Here is a 21,467-nt window from a genome sequence, read left to right as displayed (position 1 = left end):
TTAAGATTCGGAAGAATGAACAAGATTAAGAAAGTATTATCAGCATGGATGTTGGTTGCCTGTGTACTACCTGTGACAGCCCAATATCCGGTGATCCCCGACTCGGTAAAAGAAAGAGGAGCAAAACAAGAAGCAGAGTTCGAACAGAAATCAAATGCGGCATGGGAAAAAGCCTTGCCAACAGTTTTGGAAGAAGCAAGGTTAGGAAGACCTTACAAACCTTGGGCCTCCAAACCGGAGGATTTGATAAAAAGTAATATTCCGGCCTTCCCCGGTGCGGAAGGTGGTGGTATGTACACTCCCGGCGGTCGTGGAGGCAAAGTGATTGTGGTAACTTCCCTGGAAGATTCCGGTCCCGGCACATTCCGCGAAGCCTGTGAAACCGGTGGTGCACGTGTTATCGTATTTAATGTGTCAGGTATTATTCGCCTGAAAAGCCCGATCAGTGTACGTGCCCCTTATGTAACGATTGCCGGACAGACAGCACCGGGAGACGGTATCTGCGTGACCGGTCATTCTTTCCTGATCGATACACATGATGTAGTGATTCGTCATATGCGTTTCCGTCGGGGGGCACAGGATGTTGCTTTCCGTGATGATGCAGTAGGAGGAAATGCAGTCGGCAATATTATAATAGACCACTGTTCGGCAAGCTGGGGACTGGATGAAAATATGTCTATCTATCGCCACGTCTACAACAGGGATGAAACCGGGCACGGACTGAAGTTACCTACTGTAAACATTACCATTCAGAATTCGATGTTCTCGGAAGCATTGGATACTTATAATCATGCGTTTGGCGCCACTATCGGAGGACATAATAGTATGTTCTGCCGTAATCTTTTCGCTTCCAATATCAGTCGTAACAGTTCGGTGGGTATGGACGGAGACTTTAACTTCGTAAACAATGTGGTCTTCAACTGGTGGAACCGTTCTGTCGACGGAGGAGATAACAAGAGTTTTTATAATATAATCAATAACTATTTTAAGCCCGGTCCTATCACCCCGCTGGATAAGCCTATCTCTTATCGTATATTGAAACCGGAAGCCGGACGCGATAAAAGCAAACCGATGTCCTTCGGAAAAGCTTATGTAAACGGTAACATCGTTCACGGAAATGCTAAAGTGACAAAAGATAACTGGGATGGCGGAGTTCAGCTTGCCAGTGAAGTGGATGAAGGAAAGTTCTTACCGCAAATCAGAGTGGACGAAGCATTCAAAATGTCTCCTGTAACGATTATGGATACCAAAAAAGCTTATAACTTTGTATTGGATAATGTAGGTGCTACTCTCCCGAAACGGGATGCGGTAGACGCGCGCGTCATCAAGACTGTACAGACAGGAAAAGCGATTTATGCGAAAGACGCTCCGGAATTTGTCTCTCCTTATGTGAAAAGACGCTTGCCGGCAGACTCTTACAAACAAGGCATCATCACCGATATCCGTCAGGTGGGCGGACTTCCTGAATATAAAGGAGAAGCATATCTTGATTCGGATGGTGACGGTATGCCGGACGCATGGGAAATAGCCAACGGACTGAATCCAAACGATCCGACTGATGCAAAGGAGGACTGTAATGGAGATGGCTATACCAATATCGAGAAATATATCAATGGGCTGGATACAAAGAAGAAAGTAGACTGGACAGATCTGAAGAACAACTGCGATACCTTATCCAAACGGAAAAGTCTGTTTTAATCGTATGATTTGCTTATGGTCAAATGATCTTTCAGGATTGAATAATTAGAAAACAACGTTTATTGTAATGAATATACAATTAAGAACTATCCTTTTAGGATTATTGAGCATAGGGTTTGCGCAGGGATATGCGCAAACCTTTGCTTTACAGGTTAAGGATGACCGGATCACTTACTTGAATGACGAACAGGGAAACCGGATTCTTGATTTCTCGTACTGTGGCTACAAGGGCTCCGAACAAGATATTCCTTCTGTCCGCAATGCCGTGTTTGTACCTTGGACAGCAGGAGATAATACATCACGTATTCAACGCGCCATTGACTATGTCGCTTCATTAGTACCTGATGCTTCCGGTTTCAGGGGAGCCGTGTTATTGGATCAGGGAGAATTTTCTTTATCCGGAAGCCTTCGTATAAATGCCTCCGGCATCGTACTGCGCGGAGTGGATAAAGAGAAAACGATACTTCTAAAAAAAGGAGTGGACAGAGGTGCCCTTATCTACATGGAAGGGACAGACGATATGAAGGTGCAGGATACATTGCAGGTTCTCTCGAAGTATGTTCCGGTAAATGCGAGGACATTGGAAGTTGCTTCAGGTACTTCATTGAGAAAGGGAGATCGGATACTGGTGGACCGTCCGTCCGGCAAAGAATGGATTGCTTCGTTAGGATGTGATATCTTTGGAGGAGGAATTAGTGCACTGGGTTGGAAAGAAGGAGATATGGATCTCACCTGGGATAGAACCGTGACAGAAGTAAACGGTAATCAGATAACGCTGGACGCTCCGCTGACAGTGGCGCTGGATGCTAAATACGGTACTTCTTCCGTGATTACTTATCAGTGGAACGGGCGCATCCGGGAGTGCGGAGTAGAAAACATGACTCTGATTTCCGACTATGACAAACGGTACCCTAAAGATGAAGATCATTGCTGGACAGGTATTTCGATCGAAGATGCGGAAAATTGCTGGGTACGCAGGGTGAACTTTAAGCACTTTGCAGGAAGTGCAATCCTTGTTCAGCGTACCGGTTCCCAAATCACGGTTGAGGACTGTATCTCACGGGAACCTGTTTCTGAAATCGGAGGAATGCGCCGCTGTACTTTCTATACTTTAGGACAACTGACACTTTTCCAGCGCTGCTATTCGGAACAGGGTATTCATGACTTTGCAGCCGGATATTGTGCTGCCGGACCGAATGCTTTCGTACAATGTGATTCGTATGAGTCTTTTGGTTTCAGCGGATCTATTGACGCATGGGCGTGCGGTTTATTGTTTGACGTGGTTAATATAGACGGGCATAATCTGAGTTTCAAGAATCTGGGACAGGACAAGAACGGAGCGGGATGGAATACAGCAAATAGTCTGTTCTGGCAATGTACCGCTGCCGAAATAGAGTGTTATGCTCCGGCAAAAGATGCCATGAACCGTGCGTACGGATGTTGGGCACAATTCTCCGGTGACGGCGAATGGGCACAATCAAACAATCATGTGCAGCCCCGAAGCATTTTCTATGCTCAATTGGAGGATCGTTTGCAGAAGAAATGTGCAGAACGTGCCCGTATCCTGCCAAGGAATACAAGCGCCACCAGCAGTCCGACCGTTGAAGTTGCTATGGAACTGGCCAAAGAGGCTTACAATCCCCGCCTGACATTGGAACACTGGATTGAACAAGGAGCCTTTGCTCCTTCAATAGCTATGTCCGGAGTAAAATCAATCGATGATATGAAAGAAAAGAAGATAACTCCGAACAAGACATCAGCACAACCGGAAGTAACTATTGCAAACGGACGTATCCAAATGGACGGTACTTTGTTGGTAGGAGGTAGCCATACCACCCCTTGGTGGAATGGAAAACTTAAAACCAGCTTTCTGAAAAAAGCAAGTCCTGCCATCACCCGTTTTGTCCCCGGACGTGAAGGCTTGGGACTGACAGATCGCATCGATTCCGTAATCGGCTATATGAAACAAAAGAATATATTGGTATTTGATCAAAACTACGGACTTTGGTATGACCGTCGCCGAGATGATCATGAACGAGTGCGCCGTCGTGACGGAGATGTATGGGGACCTTTCTACGAACAACCTTTCGGACGCAGCGGTCAGGGTACTGCCTGGGAAGGACTGAGCAAATATGATCTGAACCGCCCTAATGCATGGTATTGGTCACGATTGAAAGAGTTTGCCGAAAAAGGAAGTAAAGACGGACTATTGCTATTCCATGAGAACTATTTCCAGCACAATATTCTGGAAGCAGGTGCACACTGGGTAGATTGTCCGTGGAGAAGCACCAATAATATCAACCAGACCGGATTTCCGGAACCTGCTCCGTTTGCCGGAGACAAACGAATCTTTGTTGCAGATATGTTTTATGATATCACTCATCCGGTTCGCCGTGAGTTACACAAACAATATATCCGCCAGTGTCTGAACAACTTTGCTGATAACCCGAATGTCATTCAGTTGACAAGTGCAGAATTTACAGGTCCACTACATTTTGTACAGTTTTGGCTGGATGTGATTGCCGAATGGGAAACAGAAACCGGAAAGAAAGCCAAAGTAGCATTAAGTACCACAAAAGATGTACAGGACGCTATCCTTGCCGATCCGAAGCGTGCGGCTGTGGTGGATATTATTGATATCCGCTACTGGCACTATAAAACGGATGGAGTCTTTGCACCGGAAGGAGGGAAGAACATGGCTCCCCGCCAACATATGCGTAAGATGAAAGTCGGAAAGGTCACTTTCACCGAAGCCTACAAGGCTGTCCACGAATATCGTCAGAAGTTCCCGGAGAAAGCCGTAACCTTCTACGCACAGAATTATCCGGCTATGGGATGGGCTGTATTCATGGCCGGCGGTTCATGTCCTGTAATCCCGTGCACAGATAAAGCATTCCTGAAGGATGCAGCGGCTATGGAAGTGGAAGAAACCGATACCGACAACTATAAGAAAATGGTAAAATCTGATATCGGCAGTATCATTTATTCCAAGTCCGGAACAGAAATTCCTGTTCAATTATCGTCCGGAAAGTATATCTTAAAGTACATACATCCCGGTTCAGGGAAGATGATTGTTATAGATAAATCATTGAAAATTAATGGAGTATACAAATTAAAGGTACCGGATAAGAAAGAAGGTATTTATTGGTTCCATAAACTCTGAAACAAAAAATCCCGCTGATGACTGATCAGCGGGATTTTTCCATTTTATAGGTAATTTCTAACAAAAGAGTGTTATAAAACATGATACTTATTTTTTCAACCTACAAACCAGATTTTACCGGTGGTTGAGGTCAGTTCTGCTTAGCTTTGCAACATCAAATCAATCGAATTAATGCTATGATGGAACAGACTAATAATTCAACCGACACTTTACTCGCTTCTTTTCAAGCGGGAAATATGGCAGCTTTTTCGCAGCTATATGATTTGCACATCAACATTCTTTTTAATTACGGATTGAAGTTGACCATTGATAAAGAGTTACTGAAAGATTGCATCCACGATATTTTCGTTAAGCTCTACACTAAAAAGGATGAATTAGGAACTATTGATAATTTGAAGTCTTATTTGTTCATCTCCTTAAAGAACAAACTCTGCGATGAACTCCGCAAACGTATGTATATGTCTGATACAGCCATAGAAGATGTAAATGCAGTAGCTCCCACAGACGTAGAAGATGACTATATGGAAGAAGAGCAACGCAAAAATGAGTTCTCGCTGGTGAAGCGTTTACTGGACCAGCTTTCTCCCCGGCAGCGTGAAGCACTTACATTATATTATATAGAAGAAAAGAAATACGAGGATATTTGTGAGATTATGAATATGAACTATCAGTCTGTACGCAACCTGATGCACCGTGGATTGACAAAATTGCGTAGTCTGGCAAGTTAATTTTAGTAAAAAGGATATTTGGTTGAGTACATACACAGAGTAACAGCGTCCTATCTATGTAAACGCTTAAAAAGGATGCGATATGTGCTCTAAGGTAAAGGATTTTTTGACGGATGATGATTTCATCAATTATGCACTGGGTGTAACTCCGGAAGCAGCCTCCCAATGGGAAACTTATTTCAGGGAACACCCGGAACAGATAGCAGATGCAGAAGAAGCTAAGGCCGTATTATTGGCTCCGGCAGATGTTGCCTGCGACTTTTCACTGGTTGAAAACCAAGATTTAAAGGATAGAATTGTTAGTAGTATAAAAGATTTTTCGAACATTTTGTAGTTAGATTAGATAGAAGTTAGGTTAGTTAAGGTTAGTAAAAAGATTGACGCAGTCTTTCACAGATGCTTGAGTGATCAAGTACTGTGAGAGACTGTGTTTTATATATTTACAGTTTATTTTCTTCCCGAATATCGAATGCGTTGCAGAAACTGACGATAAGTACGATACAACCTCCCAATATACCTATAATCATGTAAGCAATACGAATATCTAATGCCTGTGTAATAGCGCCTATAAGCAAAGGAGCGACCAGCGAACCAATAAAACTGATACTCGACAGGATAGTGAGCGCAATGCTGACGGGCGTCTTTGACTTGGCCCCTACAAAGCTATATAAAGTAGGTACGATACATGAGATACCTAGTCCGACCAGCATAAAGCCTAAGGAATTGATGATCACTTTCATTCCCAGTGAGTCAAACGCATTGCCCAACAATGCGGAAATGAAGAAGCCGATACAAATAAGGCTGCCTGCCAGTTGCAGTACTTTTTTCTTTCCCCAAAGCTGGTATGCATAATTCGTCAGGAATCGTCCCGTAGCCATCATGACCATAAATACAAGGAAGCCGATTTGCAATGATTTAGGCACATGGACAACCGATTCAAAATAAACAGCACTCCAGTCGAACATAGCACTCTCTACGATGAGCGCGAATAATCCGACTAAACCTAATTGTAAAAGGAGTATTTCCGGCTTTTGAAATAACAGACGGAATCCATTCGGAGCTTTATCAGCCGCTTTGTCTGTTGTCTCAAAGCCCGGCTTCGGATGTTCGCATATAGGAAGCGTTGTTTCTTGCAGATATTTTCGTCCTGCCAATACTATGATAAGGATAATAGCGGCTATTAGCATATAATGCCAGACAGGAGAGGTGCCCGTCAGAATCATCACGAAGCCGATAAGTGCTCCGGTACAGGCTCCCAAGCTCCATCCTCCATGAAAAGTTGCCATGATTGTCTTACCATACAAGCGCTCCACTTCGATCCCTTGCGTATTGAACGATATATCGCACAAGTTCCAGAACACTCCGAAACAAAAAAGCAGGAATCCCAGCAAATAGACTTCATGAGCCAATCCGACACAAAGTAAGGACATGGCATATCCCAAAATGCTGACTTGTACCATTGTGCGACTCCCTAATTTAGATACAAGATAACCCGCCAAAGGAATTGCTACAAACTTGCCGACCGGTATCATAAATAAAATCAGACCCCAATAAAATGCGTAATTGGCTGCAAATACATCTTTGAAATCCGGGATACGGCTTGCCCAGCTTGCCATACAGAGTCCTTGGGCAAAGAAGAAAGTCAGGATGGCAAAACGTATTTTCTCTTTTGGATATGTAAATTGGTTGTTCATGAGTCATTCTTTTTATGCAGGCAAAGGTATTTATTTTTTGTGTTTTACCTTTCCTGCTATTACTCTTTTTTGTACTTTTGCAGCCGATTTAAAAATATCACATACATGAAGACAAGCGAATCTTTATTATCTATAGGTAAATTCATAGCCGAATATTCAGCCCATCTAATGGGAGCGGGGGTACATACCTCCCGTGTTGTACGCAATTCCAAACGTATCGGAGAAGCTTTTGGCTTAGATGTCAAACTGGGCGTATTTCATAAAAATATCATTCTTACTATCATCGATAAGGAGACAAGCGAAGCCTGCAACGAGGTTATAGATATTCCTGCACATCCCATCAGCTTTGAGCATAACTCCGAACTAAGCGCTTTGAGTTGGGAAGCAGTAGACAAACAGTTATCGTTGGAAGAACTGAAAGAGAAATACAAAAAGATAGTCTCTGCTCCGATGATACATCCTCTGTTCGTTTTGATATTGGTAGGCTTTGCCAATGCGTCATTCTGCAAACTGTTTGGCGGCGACTTAATCTCAATGGGAATCGTTTTCTCCGCCACTATTACAGGATTATACCTGAAACAGCAGATGCAAAAGAAGAAAATGAATCATTATATTATATTCATTGTTTCGGCCTTCGTCGCGTCCCTCTGTGCTTCTACCGCCTTGATTTTCGACACAACTTCCGAGATCGCACTGGCAACCAGCGTCCTATATCTTGTACCCGGTGTTCCTTTGATTAATGGAGTGATTGATGTTGTCGAAGGATACGTTTTGACAGGATTTGCCCGTTTGACGGAAGCCTCTTTGTTGATTGTCAGCATTGCCATCGGCCTTTCCTTTACATTATTAATGGTAAAAAACAGTTTAATTTGATATGGTAGCACTTGATATTCTTTCTGATGGTTTCTTTGCAGCGATAGCAGGTATCGGATTTGGCGCAATTTCCGATCCTCCGTTGCGTGCGTTTAAAATGATTGCAATATTGGCGGCATTGGGACATGCGTGCCGTTTCTGTCTGATGACTTACTTGGGTGTAGATATTGCTACGGCTTCTTTATTCGGTGGATTAGTAATCGGGTTCGGCAGCTTATGGCTTGGAAAGCGGGTATATTGCCCGATGACGGTGCTGTATATTCCCGCATTGCTCCCGATGATTCCGGGAAAATTTGCGTACAACATGGTATTCTCTCTTATTATGTGCTTGCAGACAGCGAATAAACCGGAACTGCATGATAAGTATATAAAGATGCAGGAGATGTTCTTCTCCAACACTTTGGTGGCAAGTACAGTAATTTTCATGCTTGCGGTCGGAGCTACATTCCCGATGTTCCTGTTCCCGCACAGAGCCTTTTCTTTAACAAGACATTAATTAAACTACTTTTATGGAGATTTTTTGGAGAACAATTGCGTATTATAATTCAGCCACTTGGCTTTTGCAGATTATTGTCATTCTGATCGGCATTGTGCTGACCGCATTGCTGATCAGCAAACCACGTCCGTGGGTGAAGATGGGAATGAAGATTTATATGATAGGTCTTTATTCGTGGATTTCCATTGTCTATTACTTTATCTACTGCGAAGAACGCAGCTATAACGGAGTAATGGCGATGTTCTGGGGAGTGATGGCTATTATCTGGATATGGGATACAATCACCGGATATACGACTTTCGAACGTACACACAAATATGATCTGCTATCTTATGTATTGCTGGCCATGCCTTTCATATATCCTATGGTATCGTTGGCACGCGGGCTATCTTTCCCGGAAATGACTTCTCCGGTGATGCCTTGCTCTGTAGTGGTATTTACCATCGGACTGCTGTTGCTGTTTGCACACAAGGTAAATATGTTTTTGGTATTGTTCCTTTGCCACTGGTCATTGATCGGATTATCCAAGACTTACTTCTTCCAGATACCGGAAGACTTCCTTTTGGCAAGTGCGACTATTCCGGGACTCTATCTCTTCTTCAGAGAATACTTCCTGAATAATCTGCACGCAGATACCAAGCCCAAAGCTAAATATATCAACTGGTTATTAATAACAGTCTGCATCGGGCTGGCTATATTATTGACGACTACTATGTTTTTGGAATTAGTTCCGAAGAACTGATTGCCGTACTATTACACGCTATTAGTTTCACGCCTTGAAACGATTAGTTTCATTGCTTGAAACAAAAAGTTTCAACCGTTGAAACCAACAGTTTCAAGGCATGAAACTTTTTTTTATCTGATAGCATAAAATATTCGGAGAGCATATTGCATCATATTATCCGGCAGCCAGCTCTTGCTTTTAGCAAACAGAACTTGCACCAACGGACCTACTTTAGTCCGGAAAGGAGGATTTTTACGCGCTACTATTTTACAGATTGCAGCACCCAGCTTGCGGGGATGGCATCCGTTACGCTCTTCTTTTTCAATAATCTTTAATGATCTCAGAAAACTGTCAGCATAATCTTCATTTTGTCCGGTCAGTTCAGAGATATTCCGGTTGTCGGTAAACCCGGTATTAAAATCTCCCGGCTGCACCAGGCAGACTTTAATATGAAACGGATGAACTTCCAGCGCCAAGGCCTCGCTGTATCCTTCTACTGCAAACTTGGATGCTGAATAAAATCCCTGATAGGGGATGCCCATCACTCCACCAATAGAGCTGATATTGATAATCTTTCCCCGACGTGCCTTGCGCATATAAGGGAGCACCGCTTTGCACATATTGACCACGCCAAAGAAATTTGTATTCATCTGCATGCTCACTTCTTCTTCGGTAGCCAACTCCAATGCTCCGCCAATTCCCATACCGGCATTATTAATCAGTACATCCATCCGTCCCTGCTCGGATATTATTTGTTCTACAGCCTGACGAACAGAAATACTATTCGTTACATCAACGACAAGCATTCGGACCTTACCTATATTCTCTGAAGGTTTCCGGCTCGTACCGTAAACGATATGACCTTGTTCTGATAACATTTGCGCAGTGATCTTTCCAAATCCGGAAGAAGCTCCGGTAATGAGTATGATTTGTGGTTGCATATTCTTTTATTTGCAGCAAAGATAAAGAGAATATCCGAAAATTCTGTTTTTGCCGAATAGTATTCTGATTAGACGGTTTCAGAAGCTTCCTCCTGCAAAACTTGGTTTTCTGCAAAAGATATCCTATCTTCGGGAAAAATAACGATATGAAAAGAATACTTATATTCAGCATAGTATGTCTGACTTCAATTATAGTGTCGCTGGGACAGTCAGTGGAAAGCACCATTCTTCCTCCTACGGGCTACACTCGTGAAGTATGCGATGAACATTCATTTGCCGCCTATCTGCGTCAACTCCCATTATTGCCCAAAGGGAGTAAGGTTTTACTTTACAACGGACAGGAGAAAAGGAATCAGGCAGCCGCATTCGCCGTAGTAGATATGGAAATAGGCAATCGCGATTTACAGCAATGTGCGGATGCAGTCATGCGCTTGCGGGCAGAATACCTATGGGCACAGAAAAGATACGGAGAAATCAAATTTAACTTTACCAATGGCTTTCCGGCAGAATATAAAAAATGGGCGGAAGGAAACCGTATCAAAGTAACTGGAAATAAGGTAGAATGGTATGCTGCAGGAGGCAAAGACTATTCATATAAGACTTTTCGTAAATACTTGAATATGGTATTTATGTATGCCGGCACTGCTTCTCTTTCAAAAGAGCTTCGTACGGTTCCTTATACTTCACTGCAAGCAGGAGATGTGTTTATCAAAGGAGGTTCACCGGGCCATGTCGTGATAGTAGTAGATGTGGCAATTCACCCGAAAACAAAAAAGAAAGTTTTTTTATTGGCGCAAAGTTATATGCCCGCCCAGCAAATACATATCCTCGTCAATCCTGCCAACCGAAATCTGTCACCTTGGTATGAACTGACAGATACAGACAGTGGCAGATTGTATACACCGGAGTGGACATTTGAAAAGAAAGAGCTGAAAAGGTTTTAGAAATTGCTTACCTGGCACCTTTCCTTCCGGGGTCCCCTCCTGTAGGTGGGAGGAGCATAAAGATACCTCTTCTCAACTATTTAGTATAACGGTCAACTCTTGCCGCCAATCAGCACCGTTTTCTGGTTGGAAGGTTTCGAAGCCAAGTTCTTTGCCTATGTGGATATTCGAACTTCCATCGTCAACGAAGAGCGTTTCGGAAGGTATGACATGACTGTCTTTTATCATAAAGTCGAATATTTCGGGAGCCGGTTTGGTATGTCCCAACTGGTAAGATAAATATAGTTTGTCGCAATAATCGTTCAGCGGTTTCCCTTCGGATGAAAACTCCGGACTGCATGCCCATGACATAACAAAAGGATTGGTATTACTCAAGAGATACACATGATATGATTTACGAAGTCCCAATATATAATCGAGCTTTCGCAAGTCCACTTCATTGAAAAAGCCTAACCACGCCTGTTTGGTTTCTTCCATCGTCAGTTCGCGACCGCACAGATCTCCCAATTGCTTCCGAAATTCATCGGCACTCAACTTTCCTTCTTCCAGTTCTTGGAAGATTCCGGTCTGATGGTATTTGTCCAAACGAGTATCGGCATCCGCCAATCCCAGTTTGATAAACGCCTGAACAGCTTTATCGCGATCAATGTCTACAATCACTCCGCCAAAATCAAATACAATGTTTTTAATCATGATATATACAATTTTTATTTGTTACAAAGATACGGCTAATCTTCTTAATAAACAGCCCGTCATCGCTTGATCTTTGTCAAAAAAAACATGAGGGCAATCTGCGATATGCATAATAATAGGAGCATAAATAATATAGTTACACTATCCTGCCGTGATGGTGTAACTATGATCACAGTATAGTGTCACTATGAGAGGAGGATAGTGACACCATTTTTTGTATGGTTTATAGAGGTGTATGTATCATATTATTTTTTATATTTGCAAATCCAATCGTTTGTATACAAAGATAAAAGCAGAGTTATGAATAATCTTCGAATCTTATTATACGTGGTTGTCCTTTCACTGGCTGCATGCCATCCGGAAGGGACTAATGTAAAACAGGGATTAGACAAAGCCGCACAGCTAATGGGGCAGGACCCGGATACAGCATCTATTATTCTCGAAAATATCCAGATCAACCAGATGAACGAAGCACAGCTGGCAGAATATAATCTGTTGTGTACCCAGCTGAATGAAGATAAAAATATCGCCCATACGTCTGATAAGCAAATCCGTCAGGCAGTTTCATACTTTGACCAACACGGCAATGAACTTCAGAAATCAAAGGCTTATTTTTATCTGGCATGCGTAGAGAGTGATCTTGACCAGAAAAAGGAAGCGGAGACCCACTTCAAGGAAGCAATAAAGCTTGCTGCTCTTACAGAGAAGTACGATTATGTAGCCAAGGTGTGCAGACGTTGCAGCCTTTATTATCAGAAATATGGTCATTTCGACGAAGCATTGGAAATGGAAAGAAAAGCCTATGCCAGCCAGCTAATGCTGAACGATCAGACAGGCGATACGAAGATTATTCTTTCTTCTGCATTGGGAGTCTTTGGTGTGATGTCCTTGTTACTCGGGCTGCTCTGGAAGAAGAATAAGTTTGTATATTCTCAACTGACTACTTTTAAAGATGAAATGTTGCGAAAAGAGGCAGAGTCGGATAAACTGATGTTGCAATGTAACTATCTGGAAGAAAAATATCAGTCGCTTCAACAGCATATTTATGAAAGTTCTCCGGTAGTATCGAAAGTCCGGCAAATAAAAGAACGGTCTGTTTCCCCTTCCAAGGTTGTTTCTTTTTCAGAGAAAGACTGGAGTGAATTATTAAGACTACAGGAAGGAGTATATGGACTTGTTTCCAAATTGAAAGAGATAAGTCCTAAACTTACAGAAGAAGATTTGAGAGTATGTGCTTTCCTGCGCGAAGGTATCCAGCCTGCTTGCTTTGCAGATCTAATGAAACTGACTGTAGAAACTCTTACCCGAAGAATATCCAGAATAAAAACGGAGAAACTTATGCTTGTAAGTTCCAAAGAATCACTGGAAGACTACATCAAATCATTGTAGTCCACATTTGTCCGGAATTACCTGACAAAAAGCTTTGTTTTTCAACACCTTATAGAAATGGGATGTCCGTATCCGTCCGGCTAAAAATGCCTGTTTTATATCACTGTTCTATAACTTTGCAAACAAAAAAGTTACAGAACTATGAACTACTTATTATTTAAAAGATGGAATGATTTCAGTGGTTGGCTTGTCTTCCTGATAGCAGCTTTCGTATACGGAATGACAATCGAACCTACTGCCAGTTTTTGGGATTGTCCTGAGTTTATTTCATGCGCCGAAAAGTTACAGGTCGGACATCCGCCTGGTGCACCTTTTTATATGCTGGTAGGTAATCTGTTTACACAGTTTGCCTCCGATCCCTCCCAGGTCTCACGTACAGTCAACTTTCTGAATGCACTGCTAAGTGCAGGATGTATCCTCTTTCTTTTTTGGAGTATCACTCGCCTGGTCAGATCTCTTCTGAAAGAAGAAAAAGAGAATCTGTCAGTAACCGACGTGATTATCATTCTCGGTTCCGGGTTGGTAGGAGCTTTGGCATATACTTTTAGTGATACTTTCTGGTTCAGCGCAGTAGAGGGAGAAGTATATGCTTTCTCTTCTTTTCTTACTGCCTTGGTTTTTTGGATGATTCTGCGCTGGCAGGATGAGTCGGACACCGTTTATGGTGACCGATGGATTATTCTGATTGCCTATATAATCGGACTCTCCATCGGAGTACATCTGCTCAATCTGCTTTGCATTCCAGCGATTGTACTGGTTTTCTATTATCAGAAATATCGAACGATTTCGCTTAAAGGAGCAATTGCGGCGATTGCTTTATCCGGTCTGCTTATTGTATTGATACTTTTTGTCTACATTCCCGGAATGGCGGATATTGGAGGATGGTTCGAACTACTCTTTGTCAATGCCTTGGGATTTCCTTTCCAAACAGGACTGATTGGCTTTCTGGCTATCACATTTTTCCTGCTCATAGCTGGTATCTATCGTTTCAAAAAACGATTAATCAATACAGCTTTATGGTGCATACTTATGCTTACCGTAGGTTATACCACCTATGCAGTGATATTGATTCGTGCCAATGCCAATACACCGCTCAATGAAAATGCTCCGGATAATATTTTCGCACTCAAAAGCTATTTGAACCGGGAGCAATACGAAAGCGCCCCTTTACTTTATGGCAAAACGTATGCCTCCGAACCGGAGTATGTGCCCGAAGGAGATTATTACAAGGTAAAAATGAAAACGGGTGGTGCTGTCTACAGACCGAATAGGGAAGAAGGGAAATATAAAGTGATTCGAAATAAAGAGGAAGTATGCTATACTCAAAATATGCTGTTTTCACGAATGTGGAATGATCGCATGGCTTCCTCCTACAAAAGCTGGTCGGAAGGAACGGACGGAGCTCCCACGCAAAAAGAGAATCTTACCTACTTCTTCGCTTATCAGCTCAATTATATGTATTGGCGCTATTTTCTCTGGAATTTTGTCGGGCGTCAAAATGATATCCAGGGACATGGCGAACCGGAGCATGGAAACTGGATCACGGGTATTCCTCTGTTAGATAATCTAAGGCTTGGTGATCAGGAACTTTTACCCGAATCTCTGCGTCAGAATAAAGGGCATAACGTATTTTACGCTTTGCCGCTATTATTGGGATTAATCGGGATTTACTGGCAATGGATGCGGGGAAAGAAGGGGATGCAACAGTTTAGCGTCGTGTTTTTCCTTTTCTTCATGACAGGTCTGGCTATTGTGCTATATTTGAACCAGACTCCCGGTCAGCCCCGTGAACGGGATTATGCATACGCAGGTTCATTCTATGCTTTTGCTATTTGGATAGGAATGGGAGCTGCCGGATTGTGTGACGCACTTCGAAAAAAGAAGTCGTCAGTACTTCAAGTCGGCCTGTTAATGTTTCTCTGCCTGCTGATTCCGGTTCAGATGGCTAGTCAGACGTGGGATGATCATGACCGGAGCAATCGTTTCACCTGCCGTGATTTTGGAGCCAATTATCTGATGACACTCCCCGACAAAGGAAATCCTATCATTTTCAGTAACGGAGATAATGATACTTTTCCCTTGTGGTATAATCAGGACACGGAAGGAGTACGCAGAGATGCCCGCATCTGCAATTTGAGTTATGCGCAAACAGATTGGTATATTTATCAGCAGCAATGCCCGTTGTATGATGCACCCGGATTACCCATTACCTGGAGTAAAGATCAATATCAGGAAGGAAAAAACGAATACGTAGCCATCCGACCGGAACTGAAAAAACAGATAGAAGAGCTTTATCAGAAACATCCGGAAGAAGCCCGTGATAGTTTCGGCAATGATCCGTTTGAGGTAAAAAACATCTTGAAGTACTGGGCATTATCGGAGAAACAGGACTTCCACGTAATCCCTACCGATACGATCAGTATCAGCATTGATAAAGATGCAGTGCTTCGATCAGGCATAATGCTTCCCGACTCCATCCGTCATCTGAAAGGTAAAGAACTAAAAAATGCGATACCGGATAAGATCTATATTTCTCTGAAAGATATGCGTATTCTAACCAAGGTAGATATGCTGATGCTGGAAATGCTTGCCAACTGCAATTGGGAACGCCCATTGTACATGGCAATATCCGTCGGTGAGGTCAGCAAGCTGAAGTTTGATCATTATTTCGTTCAGGAAGGATTAGCTTTCCGTTTCACGCCTTTTGATTATAAAAAATGGGGAAATGTCAAAGGAGATAATAACTATGCGATAGATGTAGAGAGATTGTATGAAAATGTAATGAACAGATATAAGTATGGCGGACTGGACACTCCCGGACTCTATCTGGATGAAACCACCCTGCGAACCTGCTATTATCATCGAAGGCTTTTCGCCCAACTGGCAAAGGAACTGATCAGGCAGGGCGACAATACCCGAGCAAGGAAAGTACTTGCCTATGCAGAACAAGCTGTTCCGGCGTACAATGTCCCCGAGATCTATGAAAGCGGGTCATTCGACATAGCCAAAGCCTATGCTGCCCTAGGAGAAAAGACGAAAGCAATGCCTCTGTTAAAGAACCTGACAGCCGAATCGGAAGATTACATCAACTGGGCATTCTCATTAGGAGACAACAGGATCAATATGGTTCAGAGAGATTGCCTGTATAAGTTCTGGCAATGGAATCAGTATAATGAACTTGTAAAAGAGATTGATGAAGAGGAATACAGGCTAAGTAATCAGCGCTTTGAGGAGAAATATGCTTTATTCTCTCAAATCGTGGGACTTAGAAACTAAAATCCGGAAATATAAACTTGAAAACAATAAAACTATCAGAAGTATGAGAAATGCATTGAGTAAAATAAATTATATTATTCTATCGATTGGTTCGATATTGATTATCACAGGATATGTATTAATGAGCGGCGAGGGGAGTACCCCTGCCGCATATAATCCTGATATCTTCAGCAGACTTCGTATATGTTTTGCACCCATTATTTGTTTACTCGGTTATTTGCTGAATGTGGTTGGCATTATTTATATTACAAAAAAGAATAATTAGCAGGGATACATCTTAAATATTTTCAAAAGAATGCGTTTTTAAGCCAAATAATTACTTCTTTTGTCCTCACTAATAAAAATGAAAGTCGGACAACATGAGTAATAACATTGACATAAAAACGCTTGAAGCCTTCCAGGATGGAAATCACAAGGCTTTTGAAACAGTTTTTATAGCCTATTACAATAAAACAAAGGCTTTCATCGACGGATATATAAAATCGGAATCGGATGCCGAAGAATTGACAGAAGACCTTTTTGTCAACCTTTGGATCAATCATGATTCAATTGATGCATCCAAGTCTTTTAGTTCTTATCTGCATACAATTGCCCGTAATTCGGCCATAAATTTCTTGAAACATAAGTATGTACATGACACTTATCTAAATAGTAGTCAGGAGATCGAATATAGTTCTACCTCCGAAGAAGATCTTATTGCTAAAGAGTTAGGCTTATTAATAGATGACATTGTCGGAAAAATGTCGGAACAGCGGAAAATGATCTATACATTAAGCCGTCAGGAAGGGTTGAGCAATGCTGAGATAGCAATACAGCTCAACACCACTAAAAGAAATGTCGAAAGTCAGTTAAGCCTCGCATTAAAGGAGATACGGAAAGCTATCTCGTGCTTTTTATTATCTTTTTTATAAAAACATCCACTTTTTCATTGAGCTTTTTGTCATCAGACTGTATATATAGTAAATACAGCAAAAATGGAAAAGAGTAATATTATCACCAGAATCATCAAAAAGTTCCTTTCCGGACGTTTTTCTGTTGAAACGGAGGAAAAGGTACAGCGATGGATTATGAAGGAAGAAAACGCGGAGGAGAAAGAAAAAGCCTCATTAGAGTATTGGAACGAACTGGATACGGAAGCCGATTCAAAAACATACAGTGCTTTAGAGCGGGTCAATTTAAGAACCGGATACAACAAAGAACATCTTGAAAATATTGTTTTATATCATAAGTTTGTCCGCATTGTAGCCGTCGTTATTCCCATATGCTTATTGGCAGGAGGATTGCTTTATTATATCCCTTCCGAAAACGAGCAGATAGAAATATCCACAGCCTATGGCGAACAAAAGCGCTTGGTTCTGCCGGATAGTTCCGAAGTATGGCTGAACGCTGGAAGTACAATTACCTATCCGAAAACTTTTACCAAAGAGAATCGTGTCGTAACCCTTGATGGTGAAGCCTATTTCTCAGTCAGAAAAGATGATGCAAAACCTTTCATAGTAGAAACATCGCAACTATCCGTCAAGGTACTTGGAACGAAGTTCAATGTAAAGGCATATGCTAATGATGCGAATATTACCACAACGTTGACTAGTGGAAAAGTGGAAGTGAGTACGCAATCCCGTCCTCCTCAAACTCTCAAGCCCAACGAACAACTCACCTATGATAAATCGACATCAGATATTGAGATATCGACAGTAGACACTGTTGACACGAACAGTTGGGTAAAAGGGAAAATAATCTTCACCAATGCTACTGCCGAAGAAATATTCAGAACGCTGGAACGACGTTATGATACTGTTATCGATCATTCTACCGATTTTTCTGCCTCTAGACGGTACACTGTCAAATTCCTGAAAGATGAGAATCTGGATGAAATGCTGAATATATTAGGAGATATAATCGGCTTTAGCTATCGGCAGAGTGGAAACAAAATAATAATAACCAAATAAAAAAAATAGCCTATGAACAAAAAGAACCGGGAAGCAGCTTGAGACCCTCTTCCCAGTTCTGAAATGTCTATCCTCATTTAAACCGCGAAGTAAAAACGAAGTATCAACGTACAAATATAAAATAATGAATCGAATTAATGCGAATAAAAAACCAGATAAGATGATCATTCTTTTGTTTTTTTCTATTCTGTCATTGACGGCAATTTCCCAAAATGCAGAAAAGAAAATTACAATTCAAAATAAAAATATCTCTTTAAAAGAAGCCTTTGAGCAAATAGAACTACAAACAGACTATAGCATAGCTTACGAACAGTCAAACCTGAACCTGAAAAAGAGGCAAGCATTGTCGCTAAAGTCCGCAAGCATTGAGAAGGCACTAACACAAATATTGAAAGGTACCGGATACATATACAAAATAAAGGGATATCATATTATTATCTCTCTGCCGACACCAAAAACAGAAACAATCGGCGAAAAGACACAAAAACTAACGCAAACCATAAGAGGAATTGTAGTCGATTCCAAAACTAATGCTCCAATAGAGTATGCCTCTGTCTATGTCTTAGAGGAACCTTCCTTGAATAGCTCCACAGATAGTCTGGGAAACTTCAGAATCAGCAATGTTCCTATTGGACGCTACAATATTCAAGCGTCTTTTACGGGATATCACATAAGCATAATCAGTGAGGTATCCGTAACTTCATCCAAAGAAGTATATGTAGAAATTCCGATGGACGAGAATATCCAATATCTGGCAGAAGTCCTCGTGAAGCCGGAAATAAAGAAAAACCGGACGATCAATCCTATGGCTATCACAGGCGGCCGTATGATCAGCATGGAAGAAGCCGGCAGATTTGCCAACGGCTTCGATGACCCTGCACGATTAAGTGCCGCTTTCGCAGGAGTAGCGGGAGACATCGGCACCAATGCCGTAGCCATTCGCGGAAACTCCCCGCAATTCACGCAATGGAGGCTGGAAGGAATTGAGATACCCAATCCGACTCATTTTGCCGATTTGTCGGGATTGGGCGGAGGTTTCCTGTCAGCTCTGAGTACACAGGTGATCGGAAATTCGGATTTTTACAACGGAGCTTTTCCCGCAGAATATAACAATGTATTATCGGGTGTTTTCGATATGCACCTGCGCAATGGAAATAATCAAAAGTACGAACACGCTTTTCAAGTCGGACTAATGGGTATCGATCTGTCATCAGAGGGACCAATCAGTAAAAAGCGAGGAAGTTCTTATCTCGTTAACTATCGTTTTTCGACTACATCACTGGCTACCGGCAATGACCTGAATCTTAAATATCAGGATTTAGCATTCAAGCTAAACTTTCCGACCTCCAAAGCCGGCACCTTTTCTATTTGGGGATTAGGATTGATTGACAGAAACAAAGCTCCAATAGAAGAGCGTTCCAAATGGGAAACTCTGGGAGACCGACAAGCAGGAGAAAACAGACTAGAAAAAATGGTGGGAGGACTTGCACACAAGTATGTGATGAATGAAAACACGTATATCCGCTCTTCCCTGTCTGCTACTTATTCCAAAGATCATACAGTGGTAGATCAACAAGCAGATGACAAACTAATCAGAGTAGGAGATATCCGGAACAGCAGGTGGGACTTCGTTTTTAATTCTTATCTGAATACGAAGTTCAGTCCGAGACATACTAACAGAACGGGGGTTACGATTACAAACCTTCACTATGATCTTGATTATCAGGTCAGCCGTTATTTCGGATTAAACAGACCTATGGAACAGATTTCAAAAGGTGATGGTGAAAGCACAGTCTTTTCGGCCTATAGCAGTTCGGTTATCAATCTGAATAATAACTGGGACACTAGCTTAGGAGTAACAGCCCAATATTTTACTTTGAACAATAACTTATCCATCGAACCGCGGGTTGCCCTAAAATGGAAAATAAATCCGAAACATTCTTTGGCGTTGGCCTATGGATTACATAGTCGCAGGGAAAAGCTGGATTATTATTTTGTAGAAAAGGTCGTCAACGGCAAGAACCAGTCAAATCGATATCTGGATTTTTCCCGGGCACATCATGTCGGGATGACATACGACTGGAATATCAATCAAAACCTGCATTTAAAGATAGAGCCTTATTTCCAATATTTATTTCGTATACCGGTTGAAAAGAACTCCTCCTTCTCGGTCATTAACCATGAGGAATTTTATTTGGACAGAATCTTGACCAACACCGGTCAAGGCAGAAATTATGGAATAGACATCACGCTGGAACAATATATGAAAAATGGCTTCTACTATATGATTACAGGTTCTTTGTTTAAATCGAAATATAGGGGAGGAGATAACGTTTGGCGTAATACAAGACTGGATAAGAACTATCTGCTGAACTTACTTGCCGGAAAAGAATGGATGGTCGGCAAACTTAAACAAAACGTACTGAGTCTCAACGGACGTTTATTCTTTCAGGGAGGGGAACGCTACACCCCCGTAAACGAAGAAAGAAGTCAGACAGAGCATGACATCTTTTTTGATGAAACGAAAGCATACAGCAAAAGATTCAATCCTTCCCTTCCATAAACGGTGATGTTTCTGTCAGTTTCCGGATAAATAAGAAAAGAGTATCTCATGAGTTCTCATTGAAGATTCTGAATGTAGGTATGCGCACCGGAATGCACTTTTACCAATACAATGAAAAGACCTTTGAAATTGAAGAAAAAGAAGGAACAGGGTTAATTCCCAATATAAGTTATAAGATTTATTTCTAGACAAACTAAAATCCTAAATGTCTTAAAGTAATCATTATGCTCTGTCATTCAGACCTCCCGTTACCAAGGGAAATGTTCTGAATGACAGAAACTCTTATGTACAATGACTTTCGGTAATTATGATATAACAATCCAGAATTAAAAAAAA

At 41.9% G+C, this 21,467-nt stretch carries 16 protein-coding genes and 1 pseudogene; 14 read left to right on the top strand and 3 right to left on the bottom strand.

The features are described 5' to 3' along the window. Window positions 1-15 precede the first annotated feature (15 nt). The 4 genes from BT_RS04935 to BT_RS04920 all read left to right on the top strand — a co-directional run bounded on the left by BT_RS04935 (window position 16) and on the right by BT_RS04920 (window position 5,923). A complete protein-coding gene (locus tag BT_RS04935) occupies window positions 16-1,698 on the top strand; it encodes a polysaccharide lyase (protein ID WP_008765769.1) in 1,683 nt (560 codons plus the stop codon). A 67-nt stretch (window positions 1,699-1,765) separates the two neighbouring features. Beyond that, window positions 1,766-4,861: a DUF6298 domain-containing protein gene (locus tag BT_RS04930; RefSeq protein ID WP_008765768.1), complete on the top strand. Its 3,096-nt coding sequence runs from the start codon at window positions 1,766-1,768 to the stop codon at window positions 4,859-4,861. 176 nt (window positions 4,862-5,037) lie between these two features. Then, window positions 5,038-5,589, top strand: a complete 552-nt coding sequence (locus BT_RS04925; protein WP_008765767.1) for an RNA polymerase sigma factor — start codon at window positions 5,038-5,040, stop codon at window positions 5,587-5,589. An 82-nt stretch (window positions 5,590-5,671) separates the two neighbouring features. Beyond that, complete coding sequence (locus BT_RS04920; protein WP_008765766.1) at window positions 5,672-5,923, top strand: hypothetical protein; 252 nt, start codon at window positions 5,672-5,674, stop codon at window positions 5,921-5,923. A gap of 106 nt (window positions 5,924-6,029) precedes the next feature. On the opposite strand, the gene BT_RS04915 is transcribed toward BT_RS04920, so the two are convergent. Further along, window positions 6,030-7,283: an MFS transporter gene (locus tag BT_RS04915; protein ID WP_008765765.1), complete on the bottom strand. Its 1,254-nt coding sequence runs from the start codon at window positions 7,281-7,283 to the stop codon at window positions 6,030-6,032. Between the two features lie 105 nt (window positions 7,284-7,388). Here BT_RS04915 and BT_RS04910 point away from each other — a divergent pair, with 105 nt between their 5' ends. From BT_RS04910 to BT_RS04900, 3 genes are read left to right on the top strand one after another with little or no spacing between them, the layout of a single operon-like run. Continuing rightward, the gene (locus BT_RS04910; protein ID WP_008765764.1) at window positions 7,389-8,156 is read left to right on the top strand and encodes a threonine/serine ThrE exporter family protein; all 768 of its coding nucleotides are present in this window, start codon (window positions 7,389-7,391) and stop codon (window positions 8,154-8,156) included. Between the two features lies 1 nt (window position 8,157). Continuing rightward, entirely contained in the window at window positions 8,158-8,652 is a 495-nt protein-coding gene (locus BT_RS04905; protein ID WP_008761611.1) for a threonine/serine exporter family protein, read from the top strand. A 13-nt stretch (window positions 8,653-8,665) separates the two neighbouring features. Next, window positions 8,666-9,394, top strand: coding sequence for a DUF6064 family protein (locus tag BT_RS04900; protein WP_008765763.1), 729 nt, complete (start codon window positions 8,666-8,668; stop codon window positions 9,392-9,394). A 113-nt stretch (window positions 9,395-9,507) separates the two neighbouring features. Here BT_RS04900 and BT_RS04895 read toward each other — a convergent pair whose 3' ends face one another. Continuing rightward, a complete protein-coding gene (locus tag BT_RS04895) occupies window positions 9,508-10,317 on the bottom strand; it encodes a 3-ketodihydrosphingosine reductase (protein WP_008765762.1) in 810 nt (269 codons plus the stop codon). Window positions 10,318-10,463: 146 nt separating this feature from the next. On the opposite strand from BT_RS04895, the gene BT_RS04890 reads away from it, so the two are divergent. Beyond that, window positions 10,464-11,261, top strand: a complete 798-nt coding sequence (locus BT_RS04890; RefSeq protein ID WP_008765761.1) for a DUF4846 domain-containing protein — start codon at window positions 10,464-10,466, stop codon at window positions 11,259-11,261. A gap of 72 nt (window positions 11,262-11,333) precedes the next feature. On the opposite strand, the gene BT_RS04885 is transcribed toward BT_RS04890, so the two are convergent. Then, window positions 11,334-11,954: an HAD family hydrolase gene (locus BT_RS04885; RefSeq protein WP_008761607.1), complete on the bottom strand. Its 621-nt coding sequence runs from the start codon at window positions 11,952-11,954 to the stop codon at window positions 11,334-11,336. Between the two features lie 300 nt (window positions 11,955-12,254). Between BT_RS04885 and BT_RS04880 the strand changes: the two genes are divergently transcribed. From BT_RS04880 to BT_RS04855, 6 genes and pseudogenes are all read left to right on the top strand, one after another. Then, complete coding sequence (locus BT_RS04880) at window positions 12,255-13,343, top strand: hypothetical protein (protein WP_011107549.1); 1,089 nt, start codon at window positions 12,255-12,257, stop codon at window positions 13,341-13,343. Window positions 13,344-13,484: 141 nt separating this feature from the next. Further along, window positions 13,485-16,619, top strand: coding sequence for a DUF2723 domain-containing protein (locus BT_RS04875; protein ID WP_008765759.1), 3,135 nt, complete (start codon window positions 13,485-13,487; stop codon window positions 16,617-16,619). 43 nt (window positions 16,620-16,662) lie between these two features. Continuing rightward, window positions 16,663-16,884 carry a DUF3098 domain-containing protein gene (locus BT_RS04870; protein ID WP_008765758.1) on the top strand — a complete coding sequence of 74 codons (222 nt, stop codon included), beginning with the start codon at window positions 16,663-16,665 and terminating at the stop codon, window positions 16,882-16,884. 94 nt (window positions 16,885-16,978) lie between these two features. Next, a complete protein-coding gene (locus tag BT_RS04865) occupies window positions 16,979-17,530 on the top strand; it encodes an RNA polymerase sigma-70 factor (RefSeq protein WP_008765757.1) in 552 nt (183 codons plus the stop codon). A 63-nt stretch (window positions 17,531-17,593) separates the two neighbouring features. After that, a complete protein-coding gene (locus BT_RS04860; RefSeq protein WP_008765756.1) occupies window positions 17,594-18,568 on the top strand; it encodes a FecR family protein in 975 nt (324 codons plus the stop codon). A 124-nt stretch (window positions 18,569-18,692) separates the two neighbouring features. Then, window positions 18,693-21,319: pseudogene (locus BT_RS04855) on the top strand (carboxypeptidase regulatory-like domain-containing protein). Window positions 21,320-21,467 lie beyond the last annotated feature (148 nt).

Source organism: Bacteroides thetaiotaomicron VPI-5482, assembly GCF_000011065.1.
Classification (GTDB): domain Bacteria; phylum Bacteroidota; class Bacteroidia; order Bacteroidales; family Bacteroidaceae; genus Bacteroides; species Bacteroides thetaiotaomicron.
This window is presented reverse-complemented; position numbering and strand designations above follow the sequence as displayed.

Coding starts and splice junctions, on each gene's coding strand:
- BT_RS04935 (WP_008765769.1), top strand. CDS start 16: ATGAACAAGATTAAGAAAGTATTATCAGCATGGATGTTGGTTGCCTGT.
- BT_RS04930 (WP_008765768.1), top strand. CDS start 1,766: ATGAATATACAATTAAGAACTATCCTTTTAGGATTATTGAGCATAGGG.
- BT_RS04925 (WP_008765767.1), top strand. CDS start 5,038: ATGATGGAACAGACTAATAATTCAACCGACACTTTACTCGCTTCTTTT.
- BT_RS04920 (WP_008765766.1), top strand. CDS start 5,672: ATGTGCTCTAAGGTAAAGGATTTTTTGACGGATGATGATTTCATCAAT.
- BT_RS04915 (WP_008765765.1), bottom strand. CDS start 7,283: ATGAACAACCAATTTACATATCCAAAAGAGAAAATACGTTTTGCCATC.
- BT_RS04910 (WP_008765764.1), top strand. CDS start 7,389: ATGAAGACAAGCGAATCTTTATTATCTATAGGTAAATTCATAGCCGAA.
- BT_RS04905 (WP_008761611.1), top strand. CDS start 8,158: ATGGTAGCACTTGATATTCTTTCTGATGGTTTCTTTGCAGCGATAGCA.
- BT_RS04900 (WP_008765763.1), top strand. CDS start 8,666: ATGGAGATTTTTTGGAGAACAATTGCGTATTATAATTCAGCCACTTGG.
- BT_RS04895 (WP_008765762.1), bottom strand. CDS start 10,317: ATGCAACCACAAATCATACTCATTACCGGAGCTTCTTCCGGATTTGGA.
- BT_RS04890 (WP_008765761.1), top strand. CDS start 10,464: ATGAAAAGAATACTTATATTCAGCATAGTATGTCTGACTTCAATTATA.
- BT_RS04885 (WP_008761607.1), bottom strand. CDS start 11,954: ATGATTAAAAACATTGTATTTGATTTTGGCGGAGTGATTGTAGACATT.
- BT_RS04880 (WP_011107549.1), top strand. CDS start 12,255: ATGAATAATCTTCGAATCTTATTATACGTGGTTGTCCTTTCACTGGCT.
- BT_RS04875 (WP_008765759.1), top strand. CDS start 13,485: ATGAACTACTTATTATTTAAAAGATGGAATGATTTCAGTGGTTGGCTT.
- BT_RS04870 (WP_008765758.1), top strand. CDS start 16,663: ATGAGAAATGCATTGAGTAAAATAAATTATATTATTCTATCGATTGGT.
- BT_RS04865 (WP_008765757.1), top strand. CDS start 16,979: ATGAGTAATAACATTGACATAAAAACGCTTGAAGCCTTCCAGGATGGA.
- BT_RS04860 (WP_008765756.1), top strand. CDS start 17,594: ATGGAAAAGAGTAATATTATCACCAGAATCATCAAAAAGTTCCTTTCC.